Origin of the sequence: Catalinimonas locisalis (assembly GCF_038039535.1) — a bacterium.
Classification (GTDB): Bacteria; Bacteroidota; Bacteroidia; order Cytophagales; family Cyclobacteriaceae; genus Catalinimonas.
On record NZ_JBBPHP010000005.1, the window covers coordinates 182,543 to 206,317 of the forward strand.

Here is a 23,775-nt window from a genome sequence, read left to right on the forward strand (position 1 = left end):
AAAGCGTAGCAAGGCAAAGCTTTCACTTCACCATTAATTCCTCAAGATTCATGTTTATAGAACCGCAGATGGGTGGTGCACACTACGATAACATACAGGCTGGATGGATAGAAGTAATCTGTGGATGCATGTTTTCTGGCAAGACAGAAGAACTGATCCGCAGGCTCAACAGAGCTATTATAGCCAAACAGCATGTTGAGATATTTAAACCTTCTTTAGATACCCGCTACCATACCGAAGAGGTGGTATCGCATAACCAAAATCGTATAGCGTCGACTGTGGTAGAAAAAGCAGAAGATATACTGGATAAAGCAGGTGAATGCAAAGTAGTAGGTATCGACGAAGCCCAGTTTTTTGATGATAGCATTATAGAAGTCTGTAACACCCTTGCCAATCAAGGAAAGCGGGTGATAGTGGCCGGGCTGGATATGGACTATGAAGGAAAGCCTTTTGGACCTATGCCTTACCTGATGGCTATTGCTGAATATGTGACCAAAGTACATGCGATCTGTGCCATATCAGGTGCTCCTGCCTCCTTTTCGTTTCGCCTTGGAGAGGAAAAAGAAACAATGATGCTGGGAGCCAAAGAACAATATGAAGCCCGAAGCCGCCTTCATTTTTATCAGGGAATGGAGGAGAAAAAGAAACAGAGCCAACAGCAGGATGCCAAGAAGGGAGGATAATGAAATGCAAATCACTCAGTAACCTCAAGGCAATAGGATGTATAATTTTCCTATTTTATTTTTCTCATTTGCTTTTTGCGCAATCAGCTATTCCAATTGGTACCTGGCGCACCCATTTTTCTTATCAGGAGGGTAGGTTAGTATGTTTGGCGGGAGAAAGAGTGTATTGTGCTACTCAGAACGGCCTTTTCTTTTACGATCAGGAAACTTCCTCCCTTAACGTACTATCTAAGTTGGATGGCTTAAGTGATGCAGGCGTTGCCGCTATGGATTATCAGGAGGCAGGAGACCTTTTGATTCTTGCCTATAAAAGTAGTCTGGTGGATGTACTCTCGTCTGAAAGAATAGTCAGCTTTAGCCTTTTACAAGAATCCGGAGATAATGAACAGATCAACGCAGTTTTGCTAAATGACAATCTAGCCTACCTGGCTACCAGCCTGGGGGTAAGAGTATTGGAAATTGCTAAGGAAGGAGAAATAGATATTAGAATTCGTGAATCTTATACTCGCCTAAGCAATGAGGGTGAGCCTCTTCCCATCTATGATGTTGCCATACTAAGGGACAGTATTTTTCTGGCAACAGAAGAGGGAATTATTGCCAATACACTGGATGCGAATGTGAACCGACAAGACTTCGCCAGTTGGAAAAGGTTTGGTTCTGAAGATAACTTACCCCAACAAGCTACTCGATATGTAGAGGAAAATGGAGAAAATGTATTGGCGGCAGTAGATCAGGAAGGTGTGTATGCATTAACAGATGAAAATTGGCAACTGACCGAACTCGTTGTAGATGGTTCTTTTTTAAGCCTGAATGCTACAGCAGAGCAATTAGTAGCGGTGGTAGATGGTCAGATCCATATTTTAGACAATGCACTTTCAAAATTAAACACCCCTAATCCTTCTGAGGCAATAATAGATAATGAAGGTGTTTTGTGGGTAGCTGATGCAACTCAGGGTTTAATCAAAATTGATCAGGCTGGGCAGGAACAACTTCTGCCTTCTGGCCCGCTGAGTGATGATATTTACAGTTTACATTATGCCAATGAAAGTATGTTTTTATTGCTGGATAGTACGGAGGCAGGCTTTGCTATTTTCAAGGAAGGAAAATGGAATAATTGTTCTCCTGAAAGACTAGCCGAGAGTTTAGCTCAACCCTCTCCTGCCCGATTAGCAGATGTGGATTATCTTCCTGCGGAGCAGGCTTACTATTTCGCTTCTCTGGGTAATGGCTTGATTCGTTGGGATGAGGACAATACCTTTTCTACAATTACTTCTTCCTCAGGAGATAATAGTCTTGCAAATAATGAAGTAAGCAGTGTACTGGCAGAAAACAGCCAGCTGTGGCTGAGCAATTATGAAGCTTTGCTTTCTCTCCATCTTTATAATGCTGAGGAAAATAACTGGCAAGCTTTTGCACCAAGTGGGCAGGCAAGTCAATTTCCGGTAGAAATAGTGCTTCCTCAAAATAATTTGGTTTGGTTTCTAAGCAATCGTGATAGTGCGCAGGCTCGTATAGGCTCGGAGCTTATAGCGTATGATGCAGGCGAAAACACTAGCTTGTCAATACGCTCGGTCATATCTACAGCTGACTTGCCCGGTGGCGAGTTTACAGATATGGTAGTAGATAGAGCAGGGCAGGTATGGCTGACCGGAAATGAAGGCGTAACTTATTTTCCTGCGCCCGGTGATATTTTTTCTTTCCCCAGCGCTATTAAGCCTGTATTTGAAAATCAGTTTTTGCTTTTTGGAGAGTACATTACGAGCATAGCCGTAGATGGAGGTAATCGCAAGTGGATAGGTACCCGAGATGGAGCCTGGCTTTTTAACGAAACAGGAGAAGAACTCATTCATCATTTTGCATCAGAAAGTAGCCCGCTCCCTTCAGACAATGTGCTGGATATTAGTGTGGATGATAAAAGTGGTGAAGTCTTCTTTTTAACAGATAAAGGCATAGTCTCCTATCGGGGAACTTCTACTCAGGGAGCAGAAACTCAGCAAACCGTAAAAATCTTCCCTAACCCTGTTCCGGCGACTTTTGATGGACAGGTAGGCATAGAAGGCCTGGTAACCGATGCAAATGTGAAGATCACCACGATTTCGGGTACGTTGGTGAGAGAACTGGAAGCGGAAGGAGGTACTGCGGTATGGGATATAAGAGACTACAACGGAAGCAGAGTAGGTACCGGAGTTTATCTGGTATTTAGTGCTTCAGCAGATGGTTCTCAAACATTTATCGCTAAAGTAGCTGTTATTAATTGAGATGCTACACAAGACGAAAGGCATAGTACTGAACTTTATCAAGTATAGGGAGACATCCATTGTAACCAGAATCTACACTGAGGCTTTTGGTTTACAATCTTATATTGTCAACAGTGTAAGAGGGGGAGGAAAAAAAAGTAAAGGAAAAATCTCCCTGTTTCAGCCGCTTACGCTGCTGGAGTTGGTCGTATACTATAAAAAATCTGCCGGGCTCAACCGCATATCTGAGCTCAAATGTTTTGAACCCTATCAGTCCATTCCTTACGACTTTAAGAAGTCAGGTATGGCACTTTTCATTACCGAAGTTTTGAACAAGTGTTTGAAAGAAGAAGAAGGAAACGAAGCTTTGTTTGAATTTTTATACAACGCACTGCTGGTATTTGATCATTTGCCGGAAGGCTATGAAAATTTCCACCTGCAATTTATGCTCAAGCTAAGCCGCTATCTGGGCTTTGCCCCTCGCTCCTCAGATGATGTGTTTGAACAGGTATATGAGCACATCGGGAAGCCACAGGTATCCGGGGAAGAAGAAATGGTGCTTAGCCAATTGATTGATGTTCCTTTTACCCAACATATAAAAAGTAGCAATACTACCAGACGTATTTTGTTAGATGACCTGATCAAGTTTTATCAACTGCATGTAGAAGGCTTCAGTGATCTGAAATCTACTGCTGTACTTAGGGAGCTTATGGAATAAAAAAAGCGGGAGATTATCCCGCTAATGTTATTTTACAATGTGGTTCTTTTTGATCAAGATTAAGAGGCAGGTTCTTCACCGGCTTCCAGGGTAAAAGTCCTTTCTTCACTATTGAAAGGGCTCTCTACCAGATTACCCTGGCTATCTACCAATTCAATTTTAACAGTATTCTCACCCATTGGTAAACCTTCAAGTACCATAGGCGCCCACTCGTCTACCATAAATTCCTGATCACCATTTACGGTAACCCTTACCTGATTTCCGTTAGTGCCAATTTCAGTATTAACTAAATAGAAGTCAAAAAGTACAGTCTCTGTATCAGCGCCCGAGTAGGTACCTTTAGGACGGCTGTAGAAAAGCATCGGAGCAGAAAGGTCCACTTCTTCGCCTTCTCCCTCACCTACGGTAAATTGAGAAACAGTAAAAGCCTCAGGTTGCTTTACACTTTCGTGATAAGATCTTGAAAGGAATGAAAGTGCTACATAATGGCCATTGTCCAACTCCATCTCATGCGTAGGCTCATAAATAGCATAATAAGGATTGTTATTTAAAATCAGGTGAATATGTTGTCCGTCGGCAGAATTAGCCAGCGGCTTTTGGTCAGCATCGGCAGTTTGTACGCCAAGCTCATAATTGGTTACATCATAGTTAAATGATACAGTATTGCCATTGATGGTTTCCCCTTCAGAAGGAGAGCTGATTTCCAAAATAGCATCAGGATAATCTACTGAAGCAGGTGCAGGAGATAATGTTACTTCTGACATACTCTCTTGCTGCATATCGCCTGAAGTATCGCTCATATCAGAGCCTTCTTCTTCCTGAGTACCGGTAGATCCGCATGAGGCAACGGCAAATAGAAAAAATAAAGAAATAAAAGATAAAAATAAGTTTTTCATAGCACAGTTTTTTTTAGTTTGATGAAGTGCAAAGTTATTACAAATTTTGCCTTATTGTCCAGTTAGAGAAGTTTTAATAAAAAAGTATAAAGATGGCAGATGCATCATTTGACAATATACCTTCCCTGAATTTAGACGACTTCAGAAGTGGTAACAAAGAAGAGAGAACAAAGTTTGTCGCTGAGCTTGGAAATGCATTTAATAATGTTGGTTTTGTAGCCATCAAAAATCATGGTCTTAGCGATGACCTGAGAAACAAGCTTTATCAGGCTATTCAGGAGTTCTTCAGCTTACCGGAAAATGTAAAGAAGCAGTATGATAAGCCGGAACTTCACGGGCAACGTGGATATACCAGCAAAGGTAAAGAACATGCAAAAGGACGTACTACGGGTGACTTGAAAGAATTTTATCAGATTGGTCAGATCGTGGAAGATGATGATCCGGTGAAAGCAATTTATCCTGATAACATATGGCCTTCCGAGCTACCAGCTATGGAAAAGTACGCTACTCAGGCTTTTAAAACCCTGGAAAACGCTGGCCAGGATATACTCAAAGCTGTGGCTTTGTATCTGGACCTGCCAGAAAACTATTTTGATGATAAAGTACACAATGGTAATAGTATTTTGAGAGCTATTCACTATTTTCCTATTGAAGATCCTGACTCCATCCCAGAAGATGCAGTGAGGGCTGCTGAACACGGTGATATCAACTTGATTACCTTGCTTATGGGGGCAAGTGCCGAGGGGCTGGAGATTCAGCGACGAGATGACAAATGGTTTCCAGTAACAGCACTGCCAGAACAGATTGTGGTAAATGTAGGAGATATGCTGGCCCGACTCACCAATGACAGACTTAAATCTACGATACACAGGGTAGTAAATCCACCTAAGGAAAAAATGAAGACTTCTCGTTATTCAATTCCTTTCTTTCTGCACCCGCGCTCAGAGATGGATCTTACCTGCCTTGAAAATTGTGTGAGTGCGGATCATCCTAAGCAGTATAAAGATATGACCGCAGGAGAGTTTTTGGATGAAAGACTGGCTGAAATAGGTCTGAAAAAGTAATGATGATAGTAATAATTTAATCTTGTAAAGGCTAATTCAAGTGGTCAGGCGTGTTCGTCATATTATTTTTCTGAAGGATGTATTCCTGCTTACGATCAGCGCCTTTGGAGGGCCGCAGGCCCACATGACTTTGCTTTTACGGATGATGGTTGAGAAGAGGCGTTATTTAAACGAAAAAGAACTGATTGAGCTTTATGCACTTTGCCAGATTCTACCAGGGCCAACTTCTACTCAAACCATTACTGCGATAGGCTATAGGATAGGAGGGGCAAAACTAGCTTTTCTTACCCTGATGGTTTGGGCTTTTCCAGCGGTAACTATTATGACCACATTGGCTATCGTAGTTTCACACTTTCAACGACAGGAGATTTCATTAGCGTTTACACGTTTTATCCAGCCTATGGCAGTTGGCTTTGTAGCATATGCTTCTTATACGATCAGCAAAAAGGTAGTAAGCACCAGAACAGGAATTATTATTATGCTTTTGGCAGCAGTAGTGTCCTTCTTTATCCGTAAGCCCTTTATTTATCCGCTGCTTTTATTCCTGGCTGGTTTTGCTACCTCCATCAAATGGAAAAAACATCCCAGGGAGCAAAAACAGAAATTATCTATTAAGTGGGGTAATCTCATACTGTGGATAAGTGTGTTAATAATTGCAGCAATTGTGGGAGGAGTTACACAGACTCTACCTATTCGTTTGTTTGAGAATTTTTATCGGAACGGAAGTCTGATCTTTGGAGGAGGGCAGGTATTGATTCCTTTGTTGTATACCGAATTTGTAGACTTTCTTGGATATCTCAGTTCAGAAGAATTTCTCTCAGGATACGCTATGGTGCAGGCAGTACCAGGACCTACCTTTTCATTCAGTGCGTATATAGGTGCATTAGCCATGAGAGAGTATGGTATGAGTGGGGAAATATTGGGTGGAATTGTGGCGTCAGCAGGGATATTTCTACCCGGGACCTTTCTTATCTTTTTTATGATCAGGTTTTGGGATGAGCTGAAAAAGTATCGTGTAATTAAAGCCTCTCTGGAAGGTGTGACTGCGGCAAGTTCGGGGATGGTAATAGCCGCTGCTTTCCTGTTAATGGAACCTATCTCCGCAGATTGGGTAAATACAGCGTTTATCTTGGGTACTTTTCTACTCTTAAAATTCACACCCATACCCGCTCCTTTAATCATCTTGGCAGGTTTAGGTGCAGGTTTCCTGCTATAAAGAATAACCCTTCTAAAGAAGGGTTATCAAAATATTATATATGTTGAAGTTTATTTACTTTTTTACTTTCCTTCAGCTTTGAAGATCACCATAATAGTCATTAATATAATCTTCAGGTCTAATGAGAAAGATACATTTTTAAGATATAAAAGGTCATATCGTAATCTTTTGACCATTTCATCAATATTCTCAGCATACCCAAACTTAATTTGACCAATTGATGTAATGCCAGGCTTTACATGTTGTAAATATTTGTATTGCGGTGCAACCTCTACAATTTGATCAATATAATATCTTCTCTCAGGCCTAGGACCTACAATAGACATATCTCCCTTCAATACATTAAAGAACTGAGGAATTTCATCCAGTCTTAACTTTCTCATCAGCCTTCCCCAAGGGGTGATTCTAGGGTCGTTGTCATAAGCTAGGCATGGACCTTTGCATTCTGCATTAGTATACATACTTCTAAACTTATAGATCAGAAAAGGCTTTCCGCCTTTACCAATTCTCTCTTGTGAAAAGAGTACAGGACCTTTTGAAGTGAACATAGTAAGCAATGCTACTAAAAGAAATACTGGCAGCCCTAACGTAATCACAGCTAAAGAAAATGTAATATCAAAGGCCCGTTTAAAAATAATAGCCTTTACATCTTCCGTAGAAGCATCGGTAATGTTAAGTACAGGAATGTTGTCATACCTTTCCAGGGTAACTCCCCTATAGGCATAAGCACGATAATCAGTAATTACTTTTGTTTTTCTTCTAAAACGTTCTCCGAAGTTGAGAATCTGCTGAACAGTTTCATGCTCCAGATAGGGAGTGCAACAGTAAATTTCATCAACTTCATTTTTAAGCACAAAGTCCCGCAATTTATCTATTCCTCCCAAAATTTGCTTTCCATCAGAAGCTTTATCATCAAAATACCCCAAAAATCTATATCCATATTCTCTATGCCGACTAAAGAAGCTTGTTAATTCTTCAGCGATTTCACCATACCCGGCTATTACAATTTTTCTGTTATTATATCCTTGTAATCTGTATTGTCTTAAAAAATAAGTAAACACCGCTTTCCAAAGCGAAACCATAAAAAACAGAAGCAGATATGATATGATTAAATGTTCTCTTGAATAGTAAAAAGCTTTGAAAGCCATGAAAAACACAGCTACTATTAGAGCATGTAATAATATTGAAGTATAATGCTTAACTAGTATGTTAGGTATGGTTGAAGAAACCCTGGAAATTCTATAGGGTTTGATTATCAGTATAGATAGTATCCAAGAAATATTAATGAAAAATAAAAGTCCTGAATAAGGAGAATTAAATAAGGTGCTAACTCCCTCAAATACAAAAAGATAAGAAGCTAAAAAGGATAAGTTGAGGAGCAATAAGTCTACTCCTACGTGTATCGTCCTTATATTTTTAGAGAAACGGTGGTTCATGTGCTATTCTCTTAACTTAATCAACTATCAAAGTTTCGTTTAAGCATATTAAACATTTATCATGCCAGGGTTACCTCCCTTGACACATAAGAAGATTAGATAGTTGTAACAGGATTATCTAAAGCTCCGCAAAGTTTAAGTTTATAAAAGGATATGCCAAGCCCTTATTATTGAATCTTTGTATGATGTAATAAACGGATTGAATCTGTTCAGATTCTTATAAATTTTTAGCGGGAGCAAAGCTAATTCATTAAAAATTCAGAAAAAAAGGTATGCCATTAAAAATATGAAATTAAAAGCAGTTTAGTTTAGATTTATACTTCAACTCTTCTTTATACAATTGCCTGATCAAAATGTCAAAAATCAAAGCTCCGTATATCTAATTTATGGCTTATCTAAGTTGATTAAGGTATCACCTGACCACTTAATACCCAACATAATGCCTATGTTTTTTGAGAGCTCTCCAGTATCCATAGCATAGATTATGCTCGCGTTGAGATTATTATTTAATTTAAAAAGGGCTTCCAAAAGCATGTAGTGTTGTCTTAATGGAGGGGCAAACTCATATGTTAGGTTTGGATTGGTTCTACTACCCCATTCCTGAATTCCACCATTCAGCCCACCGTAAGTACCGTAGTTTAAAGTAGTTGTCATGAGCAGTTTGTACTCAAGTTGTGGAATAACTCTACCTTTCAGTCCTATATGATGTGCTACAATTCTATTATTTACAATGTTGAAATCAAATTTGCCTTTGTCTGGATCTGAGAAGTTATCTATATAAGTTTGAGCCCTTTCATTAGTAAAAAATAGAGGCGTTCCTATGATATGTCCTTTATAAGTCCATCCTGTTCTATATAGATAATTATTGTAGTAATTATCTCGTCCCCCATATGAATAGCCAAAATTGTCAAAGTCATTAGAACGAGCATCTGTAAGTCCAGGCCCACTTTGATATAATGTATTTATATATTCATAATTGAGTTTAGAGATGTATATTGATTTGGTCTTATTTTTAATAGTAAGTCCCAATAGGCGATCTTTATTCTTCCAGATACGAATTCCAGACCAATCTTCATAAGGCACCTGATAGTAGACTTCTAAATCTAAAGAAGGAAGTGATAGACTTGTGCCAATGTCATAAATACCTAAATTATCTCCCAATGCATTTAGTTGTTCTCCTACAATGGTGTTATTACTAGTAGGTACACCTTCTGCACTTTTTGCAGCAATAACACGCAAGTAATCCTTAAAGCTAGCTGGAATTTTCCCTTCAGCAGGATGCTCTCCTCCCCAAACAACAAAATGAACAAGTCCTGTATAAATATTGAATTTATTTTTGCCACCAAAACGGAGATAAAAAGTTTTTTCATGAAGAAAAGGGGTGTCAATGAAGCGTTCATCGTCAAACCATCCATGTGCAAAAGTTCCTTTAAACTGTACGAATCCTTTAGTAAAGGGAACATTTGTATACTCAGGAACTTCAAGTAAAATTAATGGTAAAGGGGGAGCGTTCTGACTTATTGCCAATGAACCACTAGATAAGTCTTCTGCATGTGTACCAACTGTGCGTTCTTTTTTTCCTATTGTAAGTTTTAGGAAGTCGTATTGAAATCCTGTATAAGCCTGTTGAAGAAATACGGAGGAGGAGACAGGCTTTTGAAAACTTGTTTTTGAGAACATATCTATTCCTATAGATAAAGTCCCTTTCTGGAAAAAATGAAATTTGGAAAATGCGTTTGCTCTGAGTAGAGTAGAGAGGTTGTCTTGCAAATCAAAAACCCCAAATCTATTAGAAGCTATGTAATGCGGTAAATAGTCCTTTTGAGTCAAAGTCTGAAAAACACCAAGGCTATAAGTAACAGTATCTCTGTTCTGAGCCTGTTGAGCATAGCTTGCTGTAATCTGGAAATAAAAAGATAACAGTAAAAAACCTTTAAATAGGGTAAGCTTCATTTTGTTGATAATCTGCCAACTTGGATAAAACGAACTGTTTAACCTCTTGTTGAAATCGAAGTGCTGAAAAACTTTCAGCATGTTTTCTAATTACTAGGGGATCGTATTGTTTGTACTCTTCCTTAAACTTTTTGAGTGCTCTAATAATAGAATCTGCGCTTTGCTGGTAGAAAAATAGTCCCGTAATTCCTTCTCTTACAGTTTCCAGAGAGCCTCCTTTTCCAAAAGCAATTACGGGAGTCCCACAGGCTTGAGCTTCCACAGGAATAATACCAAAATCCTCATCAGCAGCAAAAACAAATGCTTTAGCTCTTTGCATATGAGAGATAAGTGTTTTCTGGTCCTGAAATCCCAGGAAAGATATATTTTCACAATTGAAAGCTTTCTCTCTTATTTTTTTACTATCAGGACCGTCTCCAATAACTATTAACTTTTCTTCAGGCATATTAGAAAATGCCTCTACAATAACATCTATTTTTTTGTAGGGTACAAAACGAGAAGCAGTGAGGAAAAAGTTTTCCTTTTTTGTATGAAGCTCGAAAGTCTCTACATGCACAGGTGGATAAATTACTTGAGCATCTCGTTTATATACCTTGTTAATTCTGGCAGCAATATAATTGGAGTTGGCAATAAAATGGTCTATTCTATTTATCGTACTAAGATCCCATTGTCTAAGATAATGTAAAAATAACTTTGCAAAGAAGCCTTTGACTCCTTTATGTAAACCGGATTCTCTTAAATACTGATGATATAAGTCCCATGCATATCGCATAGGTGAATGACAATAGCAGATATGGAGTTGATTACTGTTGGTAATTATTCCTTTAGATACTGCATGGCTATTAGAGATCACTATGTCATAAAAAGACACATTGAGTTGCTCAATAGCCAAAGGCATTAGGGGTAAATAGTTTCTATACTTGGTTTTCGCAAAAGGTAGTTTCTGTATAAAAGTAGTTTTGACAGGTTTGTTTTGTATAAAGTATTTTAACTCATCAGGCAAAAACTCAACTACGCTAAAAAGATCAGCATGAGGAAAGACATTTAGAATTTGTTCTAGCACCTTTTCTGAACCTGAATGGTCTACAAACCATTCGTGAACAATCGCAATTTTGGGTTTTTGCATCATAGTGTTTAACAGCGTAAAAAATTATAAGCTATCAAGGAGTTTGATATGCTTTCGGATGGATTGGTCCCAAGTGTATGAAGCAGCCTGCTGAAGGCCTTTATTTATCATTTTGTCTTTCTGGGCTTGAGGGTAGGTTAGTAGTTTGTAAATATCCATTCCCATCTGATTAATATCCATAGGGTCAGTATAATGAATGTCTGGGCCACAAATTTCTGGCATACTCGCATAGTTAGAAACCAGCACCGGACATCCACAAGCCATTGCTTCTAAGGGTGGAAGGCCAAACCCTTCATATAATGAAGGAAAAACAAACAAGCTAGCGAGATTGTAAATTGCAGGTAAGTCCTCATCAGCTATATAGCCCGTAAAATGTATACTTTGTTCTAAGCTTTTGTCATGTGATAAACGCTCAAATATATTATTATCGTTGGTAATGAAGCCCTCTTTTTTTCCCACGATGACCAATGAGTAATGAGGAAGTTGAGACTTTACTAACGCAAAAGCATTAATAAGGGAGATTAGGTTCTTATGAGGTTTGACGTTACCTACGAATAAAATAAAGTTATCCGGTAATATATATTTTTCTCTTACAGTCTGAAGTAAACTATTATCCCTAATAGAACTAAAATGATTATGATTGATACCGTTACTAATTACACTTATCTTATCGGGTGAACAATGAGTATATTTGACAATTTCCTTTTTTGAAAATTGGGATACAGTAATAATATGATGGCTTTTTTTCACGGCAGCTTGCATCATTATTTTTGCATAAAGCTTTTGCTTTAAAGATAATGATTGAAGATAAGCCAAATGATATACATCATGTATAGTAACCAACCTCTTTTTGGCCTTAATGGGTAATACAGGTACATTATAATGAGGGGACCAAAAGATATCACACTTAGGGATCAAAGAAGGAAGTTTAATAATTTCTTGTACAGAGTATATTGAAATATTACTAGCAATGCTTTTAGCTTGATAAGGAGAAACCTCTTGAGCATCACCAATTAGTATTAATGCATATTTTTTAGCCAGAGGTGGAAGTAGATTTTGCAAATAAGTCCCTATGCCAGAGGAGTAAAGCATGCGTACGTCTATACAGAGTTTCAACATACTCCTATTAATATTAAATTCAGCAAAATGATTTTAGACTTTCTTAGCAACGAACTCTATGTTAGTCGCTAAATATTTAAGGAAAGTGTAGCGACAAAGTGCTTGATCAACTTTTTCAAAAAAACGGTAATTTTCATAATGTACATTATTCTTTGGCAAGAGTTGACGATGCCAGATATCAAGTAATTGTAAGCCAGCATTATGAGTCATACGTTTAGCATCATGTTTACTATATAACCTATCATGATAATAATTACCCCTTAAATGAGCTATGCGCTGAGTCCAAGACAAATAATAAGGAAGAAAGAAGCAGAAAAAAAGTCCATTTGGCTTCAGTACTCTTTGAATCTCATTCAAAGATTCTTGATCATGAGGTACGTGTTCTAGTACTCCAAAACTTAAGATGACATCATAGGCTTGGTTCTCAAATGGCAGCTTATAGGGGTGATTAAGAGGGATTACGTTTATTTTACTTTTTTCAAGAATAGGAGTTTTCTGACGAAAACTAGAATCTACATTTGTTACTTTGTCTAAGGAAATATCACAACTATCAATCTGTGCATCTCTTTCGTAAGCTTTAAATGCTTCCTTAAGTAAAAATGTAATATGACCCTTTCCACAGCCCCAATCTAAGATTTTTATTTTTTTATCTCCAAACCAATAATGGGAAAATTGCATAACATAATCTACTAAGAAAGTATAAATCAATAAGGAAGAATGGTTGGTAAGAAAACGATGTGTTTTTTCCGTAGATGCTATACTTATTAGTTCTTGGCTAAGAGTATAAGGGTTTTGAAAACTCTCATTTCTAATCACTTTATAATCTTTCATACAAAAGCTTTATCTGCAAATATTCTGATTCAAAATAAAAGAGCAAATTTTTTCAAAAATTTGCTGCAAGTATTGAGCTTTGGTAAAGCAGTGGTAAACAAATATTATTGTTTTTTTGATGTGAACATAAACATAACGAATGTATGTATTATAGGAATTCCTATTGCAGCTATCAAAAGTGTATAAAATATTCCCTTATCAAATAAGTCAATTCTCCAGAGTTCAGCAAAGGCATAAAGAATTATCGGATAACCTGTATACAAATAATTCTCTTTATTTTTATATAACCAACCACTCATAAAGCCAAAAAACAAAGCCCAAGCGTTCACTTTCATAATTGCTCGAGTACCCTGAGAAGTTACCATTTCTGCAAAGGCAGAATTGGCAGTGAGGGTGGTGTCTACTTCCGTAAAACTTCTATAGCCCACTCCACTGAATGCATCGAGTACATTATTTCCTACTCCTAAAGAAACTTGAAAAGGAGCTGCTAGGTACGCAATCACATTAGCTAATACAGCAGATAAAGGATTGCTGTATCCCATTTCAGCATAAGAGCCATAGTTGCGCAGTAATGTAGCTACCGATAACATAATAAATCCAAAAAAAACTAGCCAATAAAAACGGTTTAATTTTACTTTTTTGAAAAGGCTATTATAACGATTTGCTAATGTCAAAAAGACCAGTATGCTACAAACCAATTGTAACCTTCTACCAAAAAAAGCGATGTAAAATATAAAAACTCCTATATTCAGGATATCAATTAATTGAATTTTTTTAAGAATTATTACCCGGTATAATGCCCATCCAAAAGCAATAATTATAACATATCTAAGTGAAAAGATACCTGCCGAGTAATCTTGATAGATAGCATAAGCTATTTTATTAGTTGTAAAAGTTATTATAGCATAAAAAAAACCGTAAAAACCAAGAACTTTAAAAGTAACATATATTGTGTAGAAAATACCTATTAGAGCAATAACAGAATACCATCTGTAAATATGCGCTTTATCCAGGCTAGCATACTGATCTGCTTCTTTAATTTTAGGGAATTTATTTCCTAATGAAAATCCTACCCAACAAATAAAAATTGCTAAGAAATACCAAGTAAAGATAAATAAAAGGCTTAGCAAATTCATACTTTCGGCTACTTTAAACCCTTTGTAGTAACCAAAAAAATCAGGAGTGAGCCAAGCCAATGCACTTACCGATACTGTAAAGAACACAATCCAATGAGGTTTGAGTAAAGTATTTAAAAAGCTTTGTGCTAAACCTTCCTGTGTCTTTTTAATGATCAAACTACTCATTATGTTCTATTACTCCCTTGAAGCTAATTTGATATATTCACTTGCTGCTAGTAAAAACGCTCCTGTGCCATATTCCTGATGACCATCCACATAAACTGGACCAGGCTGATCCCAAGGTTGCTGTACATAGCCTAAACGTCCCTCTTCATTGATTGATGCCAACAGGCCTTGCCAGGAGTTTTCAATAATGGGTAAATAAATGTTTTTATTTAGATAACCTTTATTGACTCCCCATGCAAACGCGTAAGTGAAAAAAGCAGTTCCGCTAGTTTCGGAGATAGGATACCTGGTGGAATCTAAAAGGTTACTTTTCCAGAGCCCATCATCTCCTTGTCGAAGAGCAATTGAATTAGCCAATCTTAAATATACATCAAGATACTTCTCGTAAGTTGGATGTGTTCTAGGGAGATGGTTAAGTAAGCGTACTATGCCCGCTATGACCCATCCATTCCCTCGAGACCAGAAAATTTTTTTATTATTGATATCAAGTGTATCAATGTATCTGTTATCTCGGTAAAACAATTGATCTTCTGTATCATATAACTCTTCGTAGGTATCCCACCATAGAGAATCCATATAAGTAAGATATTGGTCTTGGTGGGTAAGTTTGGCCAGATGAGAAAGCACAGGTGGAGCCATAAATAAACCATCACACCAATTCCAAACTCGGCGGCCCTTCCAACTATACGTCATCATATAGTCAAACACAGAAACTACATCCTCAATCATTGCAGGGTCCCGATATTCTTCATACAATTCCAGATATATTTGCCCTATCACATGGTCATCTCCATGGGTTCTGCGAGGGCCAAGTTTATAATTATTAGAAAGACACCAGTCAAGAACAATATTCTTGTACATTTCATCTTGAGTGGTATGATAAGTTGCCATAAGGCCGATGTAAAAAACAGCTCTCTCCCAAGTTTCAGAGGCATCATTTATTCTTTCTACAGGATTATTAAGTTGCCAGTCACTGACCTTTCGCATGATATCTACTACCTCTTGTACCTTTGCTGACTTTTCTACCTGTTCATCAGAACAGCCTACTACTAAGAAAAAAATGGAGATCAAGTAAATTGTAATATGTATTGATGGAGGGATATATTTATAAGGAGACATTTTAAGATAAAGAAATAATGCGGTTGAAAAGATATATACCGGATTTAGCTGCTAACTCTAAAATATTTTGCTTCATTTCAGACAGTTTAGCTAGGGGTTCAACATGAAGTATTTCCATTTCTGTTGCTTATTATTAGTAGTATAAGATAAATTTATAGAGATATTTTTGGGGCCTACTTCTCCTTTTTGCAGCACTACGTCATTTTGGTTACTTTCGTTTTTATAAGCTGCTGTGATGATAGAAATATCATCGCTTCTTGAAGATTGATCCCCCCCCCCAATTTCAATAGAAGTGAACTCTTTACGCTCTGATTCTATAAAAGCAGAAACAACTGACATATGCTGACAATTACTAATCAAAATTCCTCTAGACTTAGATAACTTACTGATGATAGTAGCAAACTGAGTTTGTTGTAAATTATTAAGTATTATACCATTATCTTTAGAACTCTTGTAACAATATAAATAGCCAGCGTCTACTCCTTTTGCATTTTCAATTTGGATGTTGCCGCCATAAACCGATAAACTATCAATACTAATATTACTATCAGGTACCTCAGTCAGACCTAATTTTTGTGCAAGTGCATTTAATCCATGGATAATTACACTTCCGTTGTGGCTAATAAAGTTAGTAAGTGAAAAGTTATTGAGGTTAATTATTCGGCTACGTTTGCCATAAGAAGTAATATTACTACAGCCAATCCCACTACATTTCTCAACAAGCAGGTTATCGTGTTTGCAATTTGTTACTTGTACATTATTAAGTAAGACATCAAAATTCCAGAATCTTGTTTCCTTGAAACTTACATTGAAGCTCATAAAGTGTATACCTACATGACAGGCTTCAGCAACCACATTATTAATCTTTATGTCCTTAGAAGCTTGGTATTCCCATCCAAATGTACCTCCTTTTTTACCAGCATCAATGATAATTCCCGCTTTTCGGCCTTCAGCTTTTACATTACTCACTGAAACTTTATAGGCACCTGCAATTCTGATACCATTCGCTCCACTGTTATCAGTGGAGTCTATATTGTTAATAGAACCTTCATAATTTGACCATTCTCCCAAATCAGCACGAGCATAAGGGCCATTTTTTTTTAAGTAAAGTGATGCGTTTGCTGATTTGTAGTAAGTCACTAATGCCACATTATCATCCCCTACATTTTTTCCTGTTATTCCATCAATTGTATAATACTGACAGGCATTTAAATGTACTCCGTCTGCTAGAGTATTTTGAAGAGTAATATTTTTTATCATAATATTAGAGCAGCCCATAAGAATTATACCGGTCTGAGGAGTATTTTCAAAACTGCAATTCTTAATAATGATATTCTTAAAGGTATAAATAGCGCTTGGTCCATTGCCGTTGTAAGGTCCATCAATCATGATACCATCCCCCATGCTTCGGGAATTGGGTAGGTACTTCCATTTAACATTTATTCCAGAGAGATGAAGGTTTTGACCAGGCCCTTTAAAGTAAAATGCATGTCCTGTACCTTCCCCTGCTTCGTCTAGATTATCCATGAGTAACATAGCATCTTGATCAAATATTACTTTGATATCAGAAAGCTTTTCTATTTCTACAAGAGTACCTTCCTGCTCCACTAAATATGTACCTTTCGGAAAGTAGAGAGTATTATTATTTTTTAGTGATTGGACAGCTCTTTTTATAGCCTCAGAATCATCAGTTTCAGCATTTCCTAACGCTCCAAATTCTTTGACATTGACTGTTTGCATGGTTAAGAAATTAAAGAACGATAAATACTTATATACCTTTCGTTTTCATCTTTAAAATTATCCTGGAAAAATACGGAAATGTTTTCCTGCATAATTTGCAGTTGCACCTCATTCATTTGTGAAAACTTTACTAAGCAATTAACTAATTGGTTGGGGAGTTGTGGATCAAATACTAGCCCGGTTTTATCATCAACCACCATTTCATGAGTACCTCCAGTGTTAGAAGCTATTACAGGTCTGCCAAAAGAGTATGATTCAACTAATACTCTGGGAAAAGGTTCATGCCATATTGAACTGATAATTACAACATCTACTTTTTCATAAAACTCTTTTGCATCATACTTACCCAAAAAGACAATATTCTCATGGCCTGCTGCAAGTTCCTTGCATTGTTTAACGTATTCTTCAGGACCTTCACCTGCTACAAACAACTTACTTTGTGTGGAAGAGGAGCTAATAAAAGCCTCAATAATCTGTTCTACTCCTTTAGTAGGGTGAAGCCTACCTATGTAACCAAAAGTAGTATACCCATTTTGATGTATAGGAAGATTTAGGATATCTAAGTTGGAAGAGGTATAAACAACTTCTTTTTGAGCATTTGGAAAGTATTGGTAGGAAGTATGTATATCAATCATAAATTGACTGACGCCAACTACGAAATCTACATACTTGCTCAGTTGCTTTTTAGGATAAGTAATCAGCTTACAATCTATACATTGTTGAGGGCAATTCTTTCCATTTCTGAACATGGTTGCTTTGGGGCATAACCATGTATAGCTATTCAACGTCACTACTACTGGTATGCCTAACTTTTTTGCTACTTTACAGGCATAAGGTGAAAAATCTTCAACATTGCGAATATGCAAAACATCCGGTTTTTCTTTATTTAGAATCTGAATCAAAGGAGGAGCAACGCTAGGATTATAAGCTTCAACTGCATGCCATACTAACTTTTGGTAGACAGGTTTATGCTCGGACTCAAATGACCAGTAAATATTTGGATGCTTTATTCTAAATACTTCTAATCCATTAATTTTCTCTTGCTTTTCTTGCTGAAATGCTGTTATTACAAATACGTCCAGATTATGACTCAGTAAGCCTTCAGCAAGACGTTTTATAGAGTACTCACCTCCTCCTTTGTAATAGGGGTGATATGAGGATGTGAGCAATGCAATTTTCATAATAATGCTTATGTGTTTTCAATAAGGAGTTCCCACTGATTCATAACTTTTGCTAATGCAAATCGCTCAGTGATTTTTAAAGCATGTTCTCCTAGCTTTTTTCTTAGTGTTGAGGATTCTATCAACAACTCCAGTGCATTTCGCAATGCTATCTCGTCATTTACCTTTACTAATATTCCGTTAACGTTATGCTCTATAATTTCTTCTGGGCCAAACTGGCATTGTGTAGCAACACAAGGTAAACCAATTGCCATTGCCTCACAAAGCGCATTGGGAAAGCCTTCAAAACGAGAAGAAAGCACAAAAACTGAAGCTTCCTTTAACATGTCGTATGGATTATACCTTCTTCCTACTAATTGTACTTGTTCTGATACTCCTTCTTGCCTGCATAATGATTCTAAATGATGGCGCTCATCTCCTTCTCCAATAATGACAAGAGACCATTCTTTATGTGCTTTTGCCAAAGGGGCGAAAGCTTTAATAAGAATATCATAACCTTTTTGCCATTTGAGCCTTCCCATGCTGATGATAGTATGGGTGGATTGTTCTTGACTTTTGTCCTGTAGCTTATGAGAAGGAGGGAGGACTGGGTTTGGAATAATTCGGATTTTATTTTGCAGGTGGTGCGGAAAAGTATGGGCAATTTGATTTGTTTGAAGTACAAGTTGGTCACTAAACCTGTATAAAAAATGGTTAATTTTTTTTAAAAGGGGGTTAGTCTCATTTAAATAAGGATTGTTACGCTCAGAAACAATTACTTTAGCTTGTATAAAAGGACGAACAGTCAATGCTAAAAGAATAGTGATATCTAAAAATGCGATCAATACATTCGGCTTAATTATGTTAATTTCTCTACGAATAGCATTCCATTGCTTGAAGAATAACACAGCCTTTTGAAAGCTGTTACCTTTTTCTAAAAGATTGAGTTGAATCAGATCTACGCCCTCTTCCAATGGATAAAAAGGTGTTTCTTGAGGGTGATTTAAAGTAATGATACTGACAGAATAACTCTTATTTGCCCAAAAATTAGCCATGTGACTCATTACATGCTCAGCCCCTCCTGCTACTAGACTTGGAACAAGAAAGCATATTTTCATTGATTAATGATAGCTTTAATACTTTTAGCTTCTTCTTTGGAGATAAGACTAACAATATACATTCCTGGTTCCAGACCTGTAGTATCCCAGCCAATTACATATTTACCCTCATATAAAAAACCCTCTACGAGCTCAGCTATCTCCCTTCCATCTTCATCAAAAACTTTTAGAGCTACTTTAGAGGGTTTATTAATGGTAAACTCCATAGTAGTAGTATCTGTATCCATAAGAGGGTTAGGATATAATTTGTCTATACCAAAAACTAAATTAGAGTAATAATTATTATATTCTGTAGACTCGGATAAGAGTGATATGCTTGAAATAGTATCTTCATTACTATTGGGATTGGTCTTGTTCAAGTACTCCTCAATATTTACATAGCCATCATTATCATTATCTAGAAAGCTGTCATCTTCTAGTGCGTTAAGATTAAAGCTCTCTTCCCAATGGTCGGGCATACCATCTTCGTCACTATCAATAAAGGGGATTCCTTCTCTGAGTGTAGGCCATTCTAATAAATGATTCTTAGAGTTTACTAAACTTCCCTTGCGGTTTTCCATATCATATATAACCTTCCGGTCTACTGCATCTCTGATAGGTAGTATTGCTCCTGCATTGTTTAAAACGAATGAGTAAGCTTCTATAGCTGAGTAGGTAGTGATGTTAGGATGAGGCACTTCTTCATTTAGCCTCATCTTACTATTAGGTATTCTATTATCTAAATTTCTCACGAGTACCCAATTGTTTAATGGTGGAGATTTTTGATTAATTCCAACATTTCCTTCTATGAATAATTTAGGAGTAGAAACAGTATCTCTAAGTAAGATATTTGATCTAGTATCTGTATAAGGTCCTTTGATAATATAATTATTAACAAGGTTAATATATTGTTTAGGAGTACCGCTCAGATCAATTGCTTTACCTCCAGGATTGTAAATAATGTTGTTTCTAAAGTCAACTTTTGACCTTCCGTTTATATGAGGATTACGGTCATTATTGTGTGCAAATAAATTATGATGGATTGACAAGTTTGTTGCTTTTCCTCCGATAAGCATTCCCATTCCGTGATCACCTTTGGGATGTATGCTTTTATGGAGGGCCTCACTAATGATGCAATTTTGGATAGTGATATTATGAGGTTCTCCCCACATACCAACATTTTCATCTACTGCCCAACTGATTGAACAGTGGTCGATAACCACATTATATGTTTCATCAGCGCTTCCTCCGATAGATATACCATCCACGCCACTCCATTGATTAGGTTCTCCAAAGTTTATATCACCAGGACGAAATCTTAAAAAACGTATGACAATATCATGAGACCTTATTTGCACGCTTTCTCCTCTTATACAAATTCCTTCACCTGGTGCAGATTGACCGGCAATGGTTAAAAATGGATTACTTATAATTAGCTTGGTTTCTAGATTGATAATACCAGATACTGTAAAGATGATTATTCTAGGTTCATTGAGTTCAATAGCTTCTCGTAAGCTACCGGGACCATGGTCATTTAAATTAGTTACTTTGACTACCCTTCCCTCTCGCCCACCAATGGTATTAGCTCCGAAGCCCTCAGCTCCCGGGAAGGCTGGTATTTGAGCATGTAAGCTGTGTATAGTAAAAATTAGAAGAATAAAGAATGTGAACTTGAAGTGGGGAGTAGATTCGATCATGATAAAACTTTTATTGCTCTTTGCTTCCAAGTGTAATGGGTCATAAAATCTTGCCATGCGCATTCTGCAAGTTTCGTCCTAAGTACTTCATTTTTTTCAAGAAAGTCTAAACTTTTAATCCAGGCTTGAGGCTTAGCGGGTGGGCACAGCCAAGCATTTTTTTCATGTTGTAATACTTCTCTTAGCACAGGTAAGTCTGAGGCAACGATTGTCTTTTTATGTGCCATATAATCAAACATTTTAAGTGGAGAAGTATAATGTCCGATATCTTTTTTTAATAATCCATGCGTATTTACCTTTTTCTGATTTGGCAAAAGGCAGATATCTAGTTGATGTAAATAGGCACTCAATCTATCTTGGGAAACAAAACCATGAAAATGCACATTTTGATGAGGTATTTTTGATTTCCAATAAACAATGTCTTGATCGTACCCTCCTATTATATGAAAATCCATGTTCGGTAACGCTGGAGCAATTGCATAAACAATTTCCATCCCCTTTCCTTGATAGAGATGCCCCACATACCCAACTTGTAATACTCCTTTACGCCCTGGCCAATTTTCTAAATCAGAGTGAGGAGGGGCTGGGTCAGCACCATCATGAGCTACAATTACTTTTGACTCATCTATTAAGTTTTTTTGTAAATATGCTTCTTTCAGTTTTTCTGAAATCACCACCAGGTATTTAAAGTGTTTACTTTGAATAAGCTTATTGAAATGCAAAATATCTCTTGATGCCTCATCCCATATCACATTATGAGCTTCAAAAGTACAATTGAAACCTAATTTAGAAGCAAAAAAAACACCACTTACATAACGGCTATATACAAGATCAGGCCGAATCTTAACTAATTCATATATTAGAAAGAGCCAAAATACTAGTATTTTGCCCTTTAGTTTTAAAAAGGGAAGTTTTATTACTTTAAATACAGGTTCAACTTGATAAAATTCAAAAATATCTGTTATATTTTTTTCATACTCTTCTTTATTATCAGGCACTAGTAAGTATACTTCATGGCCATTCTTGGAGAACGCTTGGCACATCTTCATTACGTGTAAGCTATTGGCAGTACGAGAAGGAATAAATGAAAAAGCAATATAAACGATCTTCATATTTTCTTTCCTGCTTTTAAATGTATCTCCAAAGAAGTAAGTACTAATAATGCATCTGCAATATCTTTTTCTTTATTTAGATGAGCATTAAGTAAGTCTTCGAGGTTGAGCCAAGGGATTAATTTTCTGTGTTGTAACTCTTTGATACATGTGATTATAAGTAACTTAAGATCAGTTTTCTCCCGAATAGCCCGATTAAAATCCAGATAGTTAATATTAAGGTTGGGAGGAGAAGCCCACAAATGGCGAATTAATGATTTTGCTTTATTACTAATTCTTTTTCTTAAAATACGGTTTTTGCTTGCTCTCAAAGGGAGCCCCAAATTATTTTTGGTTCTTAAAGAAAATAATTCAGGAAATTTATTAAGCAAAATATCAATGTACAAGCTTTGATTTTTCCTAAAATTAGAAGGTACACTCAAAAAGAAATTAACAAAATCTCTGTCTAAAAACGGAAGCTTATATTGATAACCTTTCATAAGCACGTGGGGAGCAATAAATTTGGTTTGACGGTTTAGAAAGTCTAAGGTCTCTTCTAAACTAATATCTTGTATCCCATAATAATCAATCAAGTCAAAAAAGTAACTTTCTGTATGCTCTCTTAAATCTACCGACTTTACATAAATGTTTTTTGCAATAAAACTTTCTTTCGCTTTTTCTAAACTGCTCGCAGGTAAAGTCGGCAAGTGGGAACCAGTAATAGGATCTCCCATAAACCCTGACCAGATTATATGATCTGGATACGTGCTGTCAATAATATGGATTGGAGGGTGATGAAAAAGTACAGTCTGTTTCTGAACTCTGCTAGAGATATCTAGAAGCTCATTTAAAGTATACTGATATTTTAGTAGATTAAAAGCATTATGCTTAGTACCCACATGCTCGGCTATTTCATTACCAATATCATAATCTAAAGTATTAGGAGTACCAAAAGTATAGGTATAAATGTTTTCAGCCTCTGTAAATTGCAATAAGGCTGCAAGTATTGCTCTACTATCCATTCCTCCACTTATTGGCACCAGATGTTTTTGATTATATGCGAAGTTTTTTTCAATAGCGGAGAGAATAAGGCTACTTCCTAAATGAACCAACTCATGGTGTGAAGAGGATTCATATCGGCTTTTATCCACATCAAAGTCTTGAAATAATTCATCTTTAGGCTTAAAATCTAAAAAATAACCAAGTTGTAAGAATGAATTGAGATTACTTAGAGATGAAGATTTCATAACATACTAATAATGTTGGAAAAGCTAATGAAGTGTATATG

Annotated in this window: 19 protein-coding genes; 5 read left to right on the forward strand and 14 right to left on the reverse strand. The window is 36.8% G+C overall.

Annotated features, from left to right (window positions below; all coding sequences use genetic code 11):
- The first annotated feature begins 50 nt into the window (after positions 1–50).
- Genes WJR50_RS09475 through recO form a run of 3 tightly spaced genes read left to right on the forward strand, consistent with a single transcriptional unit; the run spans position 51 to position 3,638 of the window.
- Positions 51–683 (forward strand): thymidine kinase, encoded by a 633-nt coding sequence (locus tag WJR50_RS09475; RefSeq protein WP_341293016.1) that lies wholly within the window; start codon positions 51–53, stop codon positions 681–683.
- Entirely contained in the window at positions 683–2,941 is a 2,259-nt protein-coding gene (gene porZ, locus WJR50_RS09480) for a type IX secretion system anionic LPS delivery protein PorZ (protein ID WP_341293017.1), read from the forward strand. Before WJR50_RS09475 ends, porZ begins: the two co-directional genes overlap by 1 nt.
- 1 nt (position 2,942) lies before the next feature.
- Positions 2,943–3,638, forward strand: a complete 696-nt coding sequence (gene recO, locus WJR50_RS09485) for a DNA repair protein RecO (RefSeq protein WP_341293018.1) — start codon at positions 2,943–2,945, stop codon at positions 3,636–3,638.
- Positions 3,639–3,697: 59 nt separating this feature from the next.
- On the opposite strand, the gene WJR50_RS09490 is transcribed toward recO, so the two are convergent.
- Complete coding sequence (locus tag WJR50_RS09490; RefSeq protein ID WP_341293019.1) at positions 3,698–4,534, reverse strand: phosphopeptide-binding protein; 837 nt, start codon at positions 4,532–4,534, stop codon at positions 3,698–3,700.
- Between the two features lie 92 nt (positions 4,535–4,626).
- On the opposite strand from WJR50_RS09490, the gene WJR50_RS09495 reads away from it, so the two are divergent.
- Positions 4,627–5,598, forward strand: coding sequence for an isopenicillin N synthase family dioxygenase (locus WJR50_RS09495; protein ID WP_341293020.1), 972 nt, complete (start codon positions 4,627–4,629; stop codon positions 5,596–5,598).
- Positions 5,599–5,638: 40 nt separating this feature from the next.
- Positions 5,639–6,814 (forward strand): chromate efflux transporter, encoded by a 1,176-nt coding sequence (chrA, locus tag WJR50_RS09500; RefSeq protein ID WP_341293021.1) that lies wholly within the window; start codon positions 5,639–5,641, stop codon positions 6,812–6,814.
- A 62-nt stretch (positions 6,815–6,876) separates the two neighbouring features.
- Here chrA and WJR50_RS09505 read toward each other — a convergent pair whose 3' ends face one another.
- The 13 genes from WJR50_RS09505 to WJR50_RS09565 all read right to left on the reverse strand — a co-directional run bounded on the left by WJR50_RS09505 (position 6,877) and on the right by WJR50_RS09565 (position 23,734).
- On the reverse strand, positions 6,877–8,250 hold the full coding sequence (locus WJR50_RS09505; RefSeq protein WP_341293022.1) for a sugar transferase: 1,374 nt from the start codon (positions 8,248–8,250) through the stop codon (positions 6,877–6,879).
- 384 nt (positions 8,251–8,634) lie between these two features.
- Entirely contained in the window at positions 8,635–10,203 is a 1,569-nt protein-coding gene (locus WJR50_RS09510; RefSeq protein ID WP_341293023.1) for a capsule assembly Wzi family protein, read from the reverse strand.
- A complete protein-coding gene (locus WJR50_RS09515) occupies positions 10,184–11,332 on the reverse strand; it encodes a glycosyltransferase family 4 protein (protein ID WP_341293024.1) in 1,149 nt (382 codons plus the stop codon). Before WJR50_RS09515 ends, WJR50_RS09510 begins: the two co-directional genes overlap by 20 nt.
- Before the next feature lie 21 nt (positions 11,333–11,353).
- Positions 11,354–12,448: a glycosyltransferase family 4 protein gene (locus WJR50_RS09520; protein WP_341293025.1), complete on the reverse strand. Its 1,095-nt coding sequence runs from the start codon at positions 12,446–12,448 to the stop codon at positions 11,354–11,356.
- Positions 12,449–12,481: 33 nt separating this feature from the next.
- Complete coding sequence (locus WJR50_RS09525; protein WP_341293026.1) at positions 12,482–13,279, reverse strand: class I SAM-dependent methyltransferase; 798 nt, start codon at positions 13,277–13,279, stop codon at positions 12,482–12,484.
- A 104-nt stretch (positions 13,280–13,383) separates the two neighbouring features.
- Positions 13,384–14,583: a hypothetical protein gene (locus WJR50_RS09530; protein ID WP_341293027.1), complete on the reverse strand. Its 1,200-nt coding sequence runs from the start codon at positions 14,581–14,583 to the stop codon at positions 13,384–13,386.
- Between the two features lie 9 nt (positions 14,584–14,592).
- Positions 14,593–15,654: a glycoside hydrolase family 88/105 protein gene (locus tag WJR50_RS09535; protein WP_341293028.1), complete on the reverse strand. Its 1,062-nt coding sequence runs from the start codon at positions 15,652–15,654 to the stop codon at positions 14,593–14,595.
- A gap of 138 nt (positions 15,655–15,792) precedes the next feature.
- Positions 15,793–17,442, reverse strand: coding sequence for a glycosyl hydrolase family 28-related protein (locus WJR50_RS09540; protein WP_341293029.1), 1,650 nt, complete (start codon positions 17,440–17,442; stop codon positions 15,793–15,795).
- Between the two features lie 2 nt (positions 17,443–17,444).
- Positions 17,445–18,623 carry a glycosyltransferase family 4 protein gene (locus WJR50_RS09545; protein WP_341293030.1) on the reverse strand — a complete coding sequence of 393 codons (1,179 nt, stop codon included), beginning with the start codon at positions 18,621–18,623 and terminating at the stop codon, positions 17,445–17,447.
- An 8-nt stretch (positions 18,624–18,631) separates the two neighbouring features.
- Positions 18,632–19,720: a glycosyltransferase family 4 protein gene (locus tag WJR50_RS09550; protein ID WP_341293031.1), complete on the reverse strand. Its 1,089-nt coding sequence runs from the start codon at positions 19,718–19,720 to the stop codon at positions 18,632–18,634.
- Positions 19,717–21,396: a T9SS type A sorting domain-containing protein gene (locus tag WJR50_RS09555; RefSeq protein WP_341293032.1), complete on the reverse strand. Its 1,680-nt coding sequence runs from the start codon at positions 21,394–21,396 to the stop codon at positions 19,717–19,719. The genes WJR50_RS09550 and WJR50_RS09555 overlap by 4 nt, the downstream gene beginning before the upstream one ends.
- Positions 21,393–22,508, reverse strand: coding sequence for a glycosyltransferase (locus WJR50_RS09560; protein ID WP_341293033.1), 1,116 nt, complete (start codon positions 22,506–22,508; stop codon positions 21,393–21,395). Before WJR50_RS09560 ends, WJR50_RS09555 begins: the two co-directional genes overlap by 4 nt.
- Entirely contained in the window at positions 22,505–23,734 is a 1,230-nt protein-coding gene (locus tag WJR50_RS09565) for an asparagine synthase-related protein (protein WP_341293034.1), read from the reverse strand. The genes WJR50_RS09560 and WJR50_RS09565 overlap by 4 nt, the downstream gene beginning before the upstream one ends.
- Positions 23,735–23,775 lie beyond the last annotated feature (41 nt).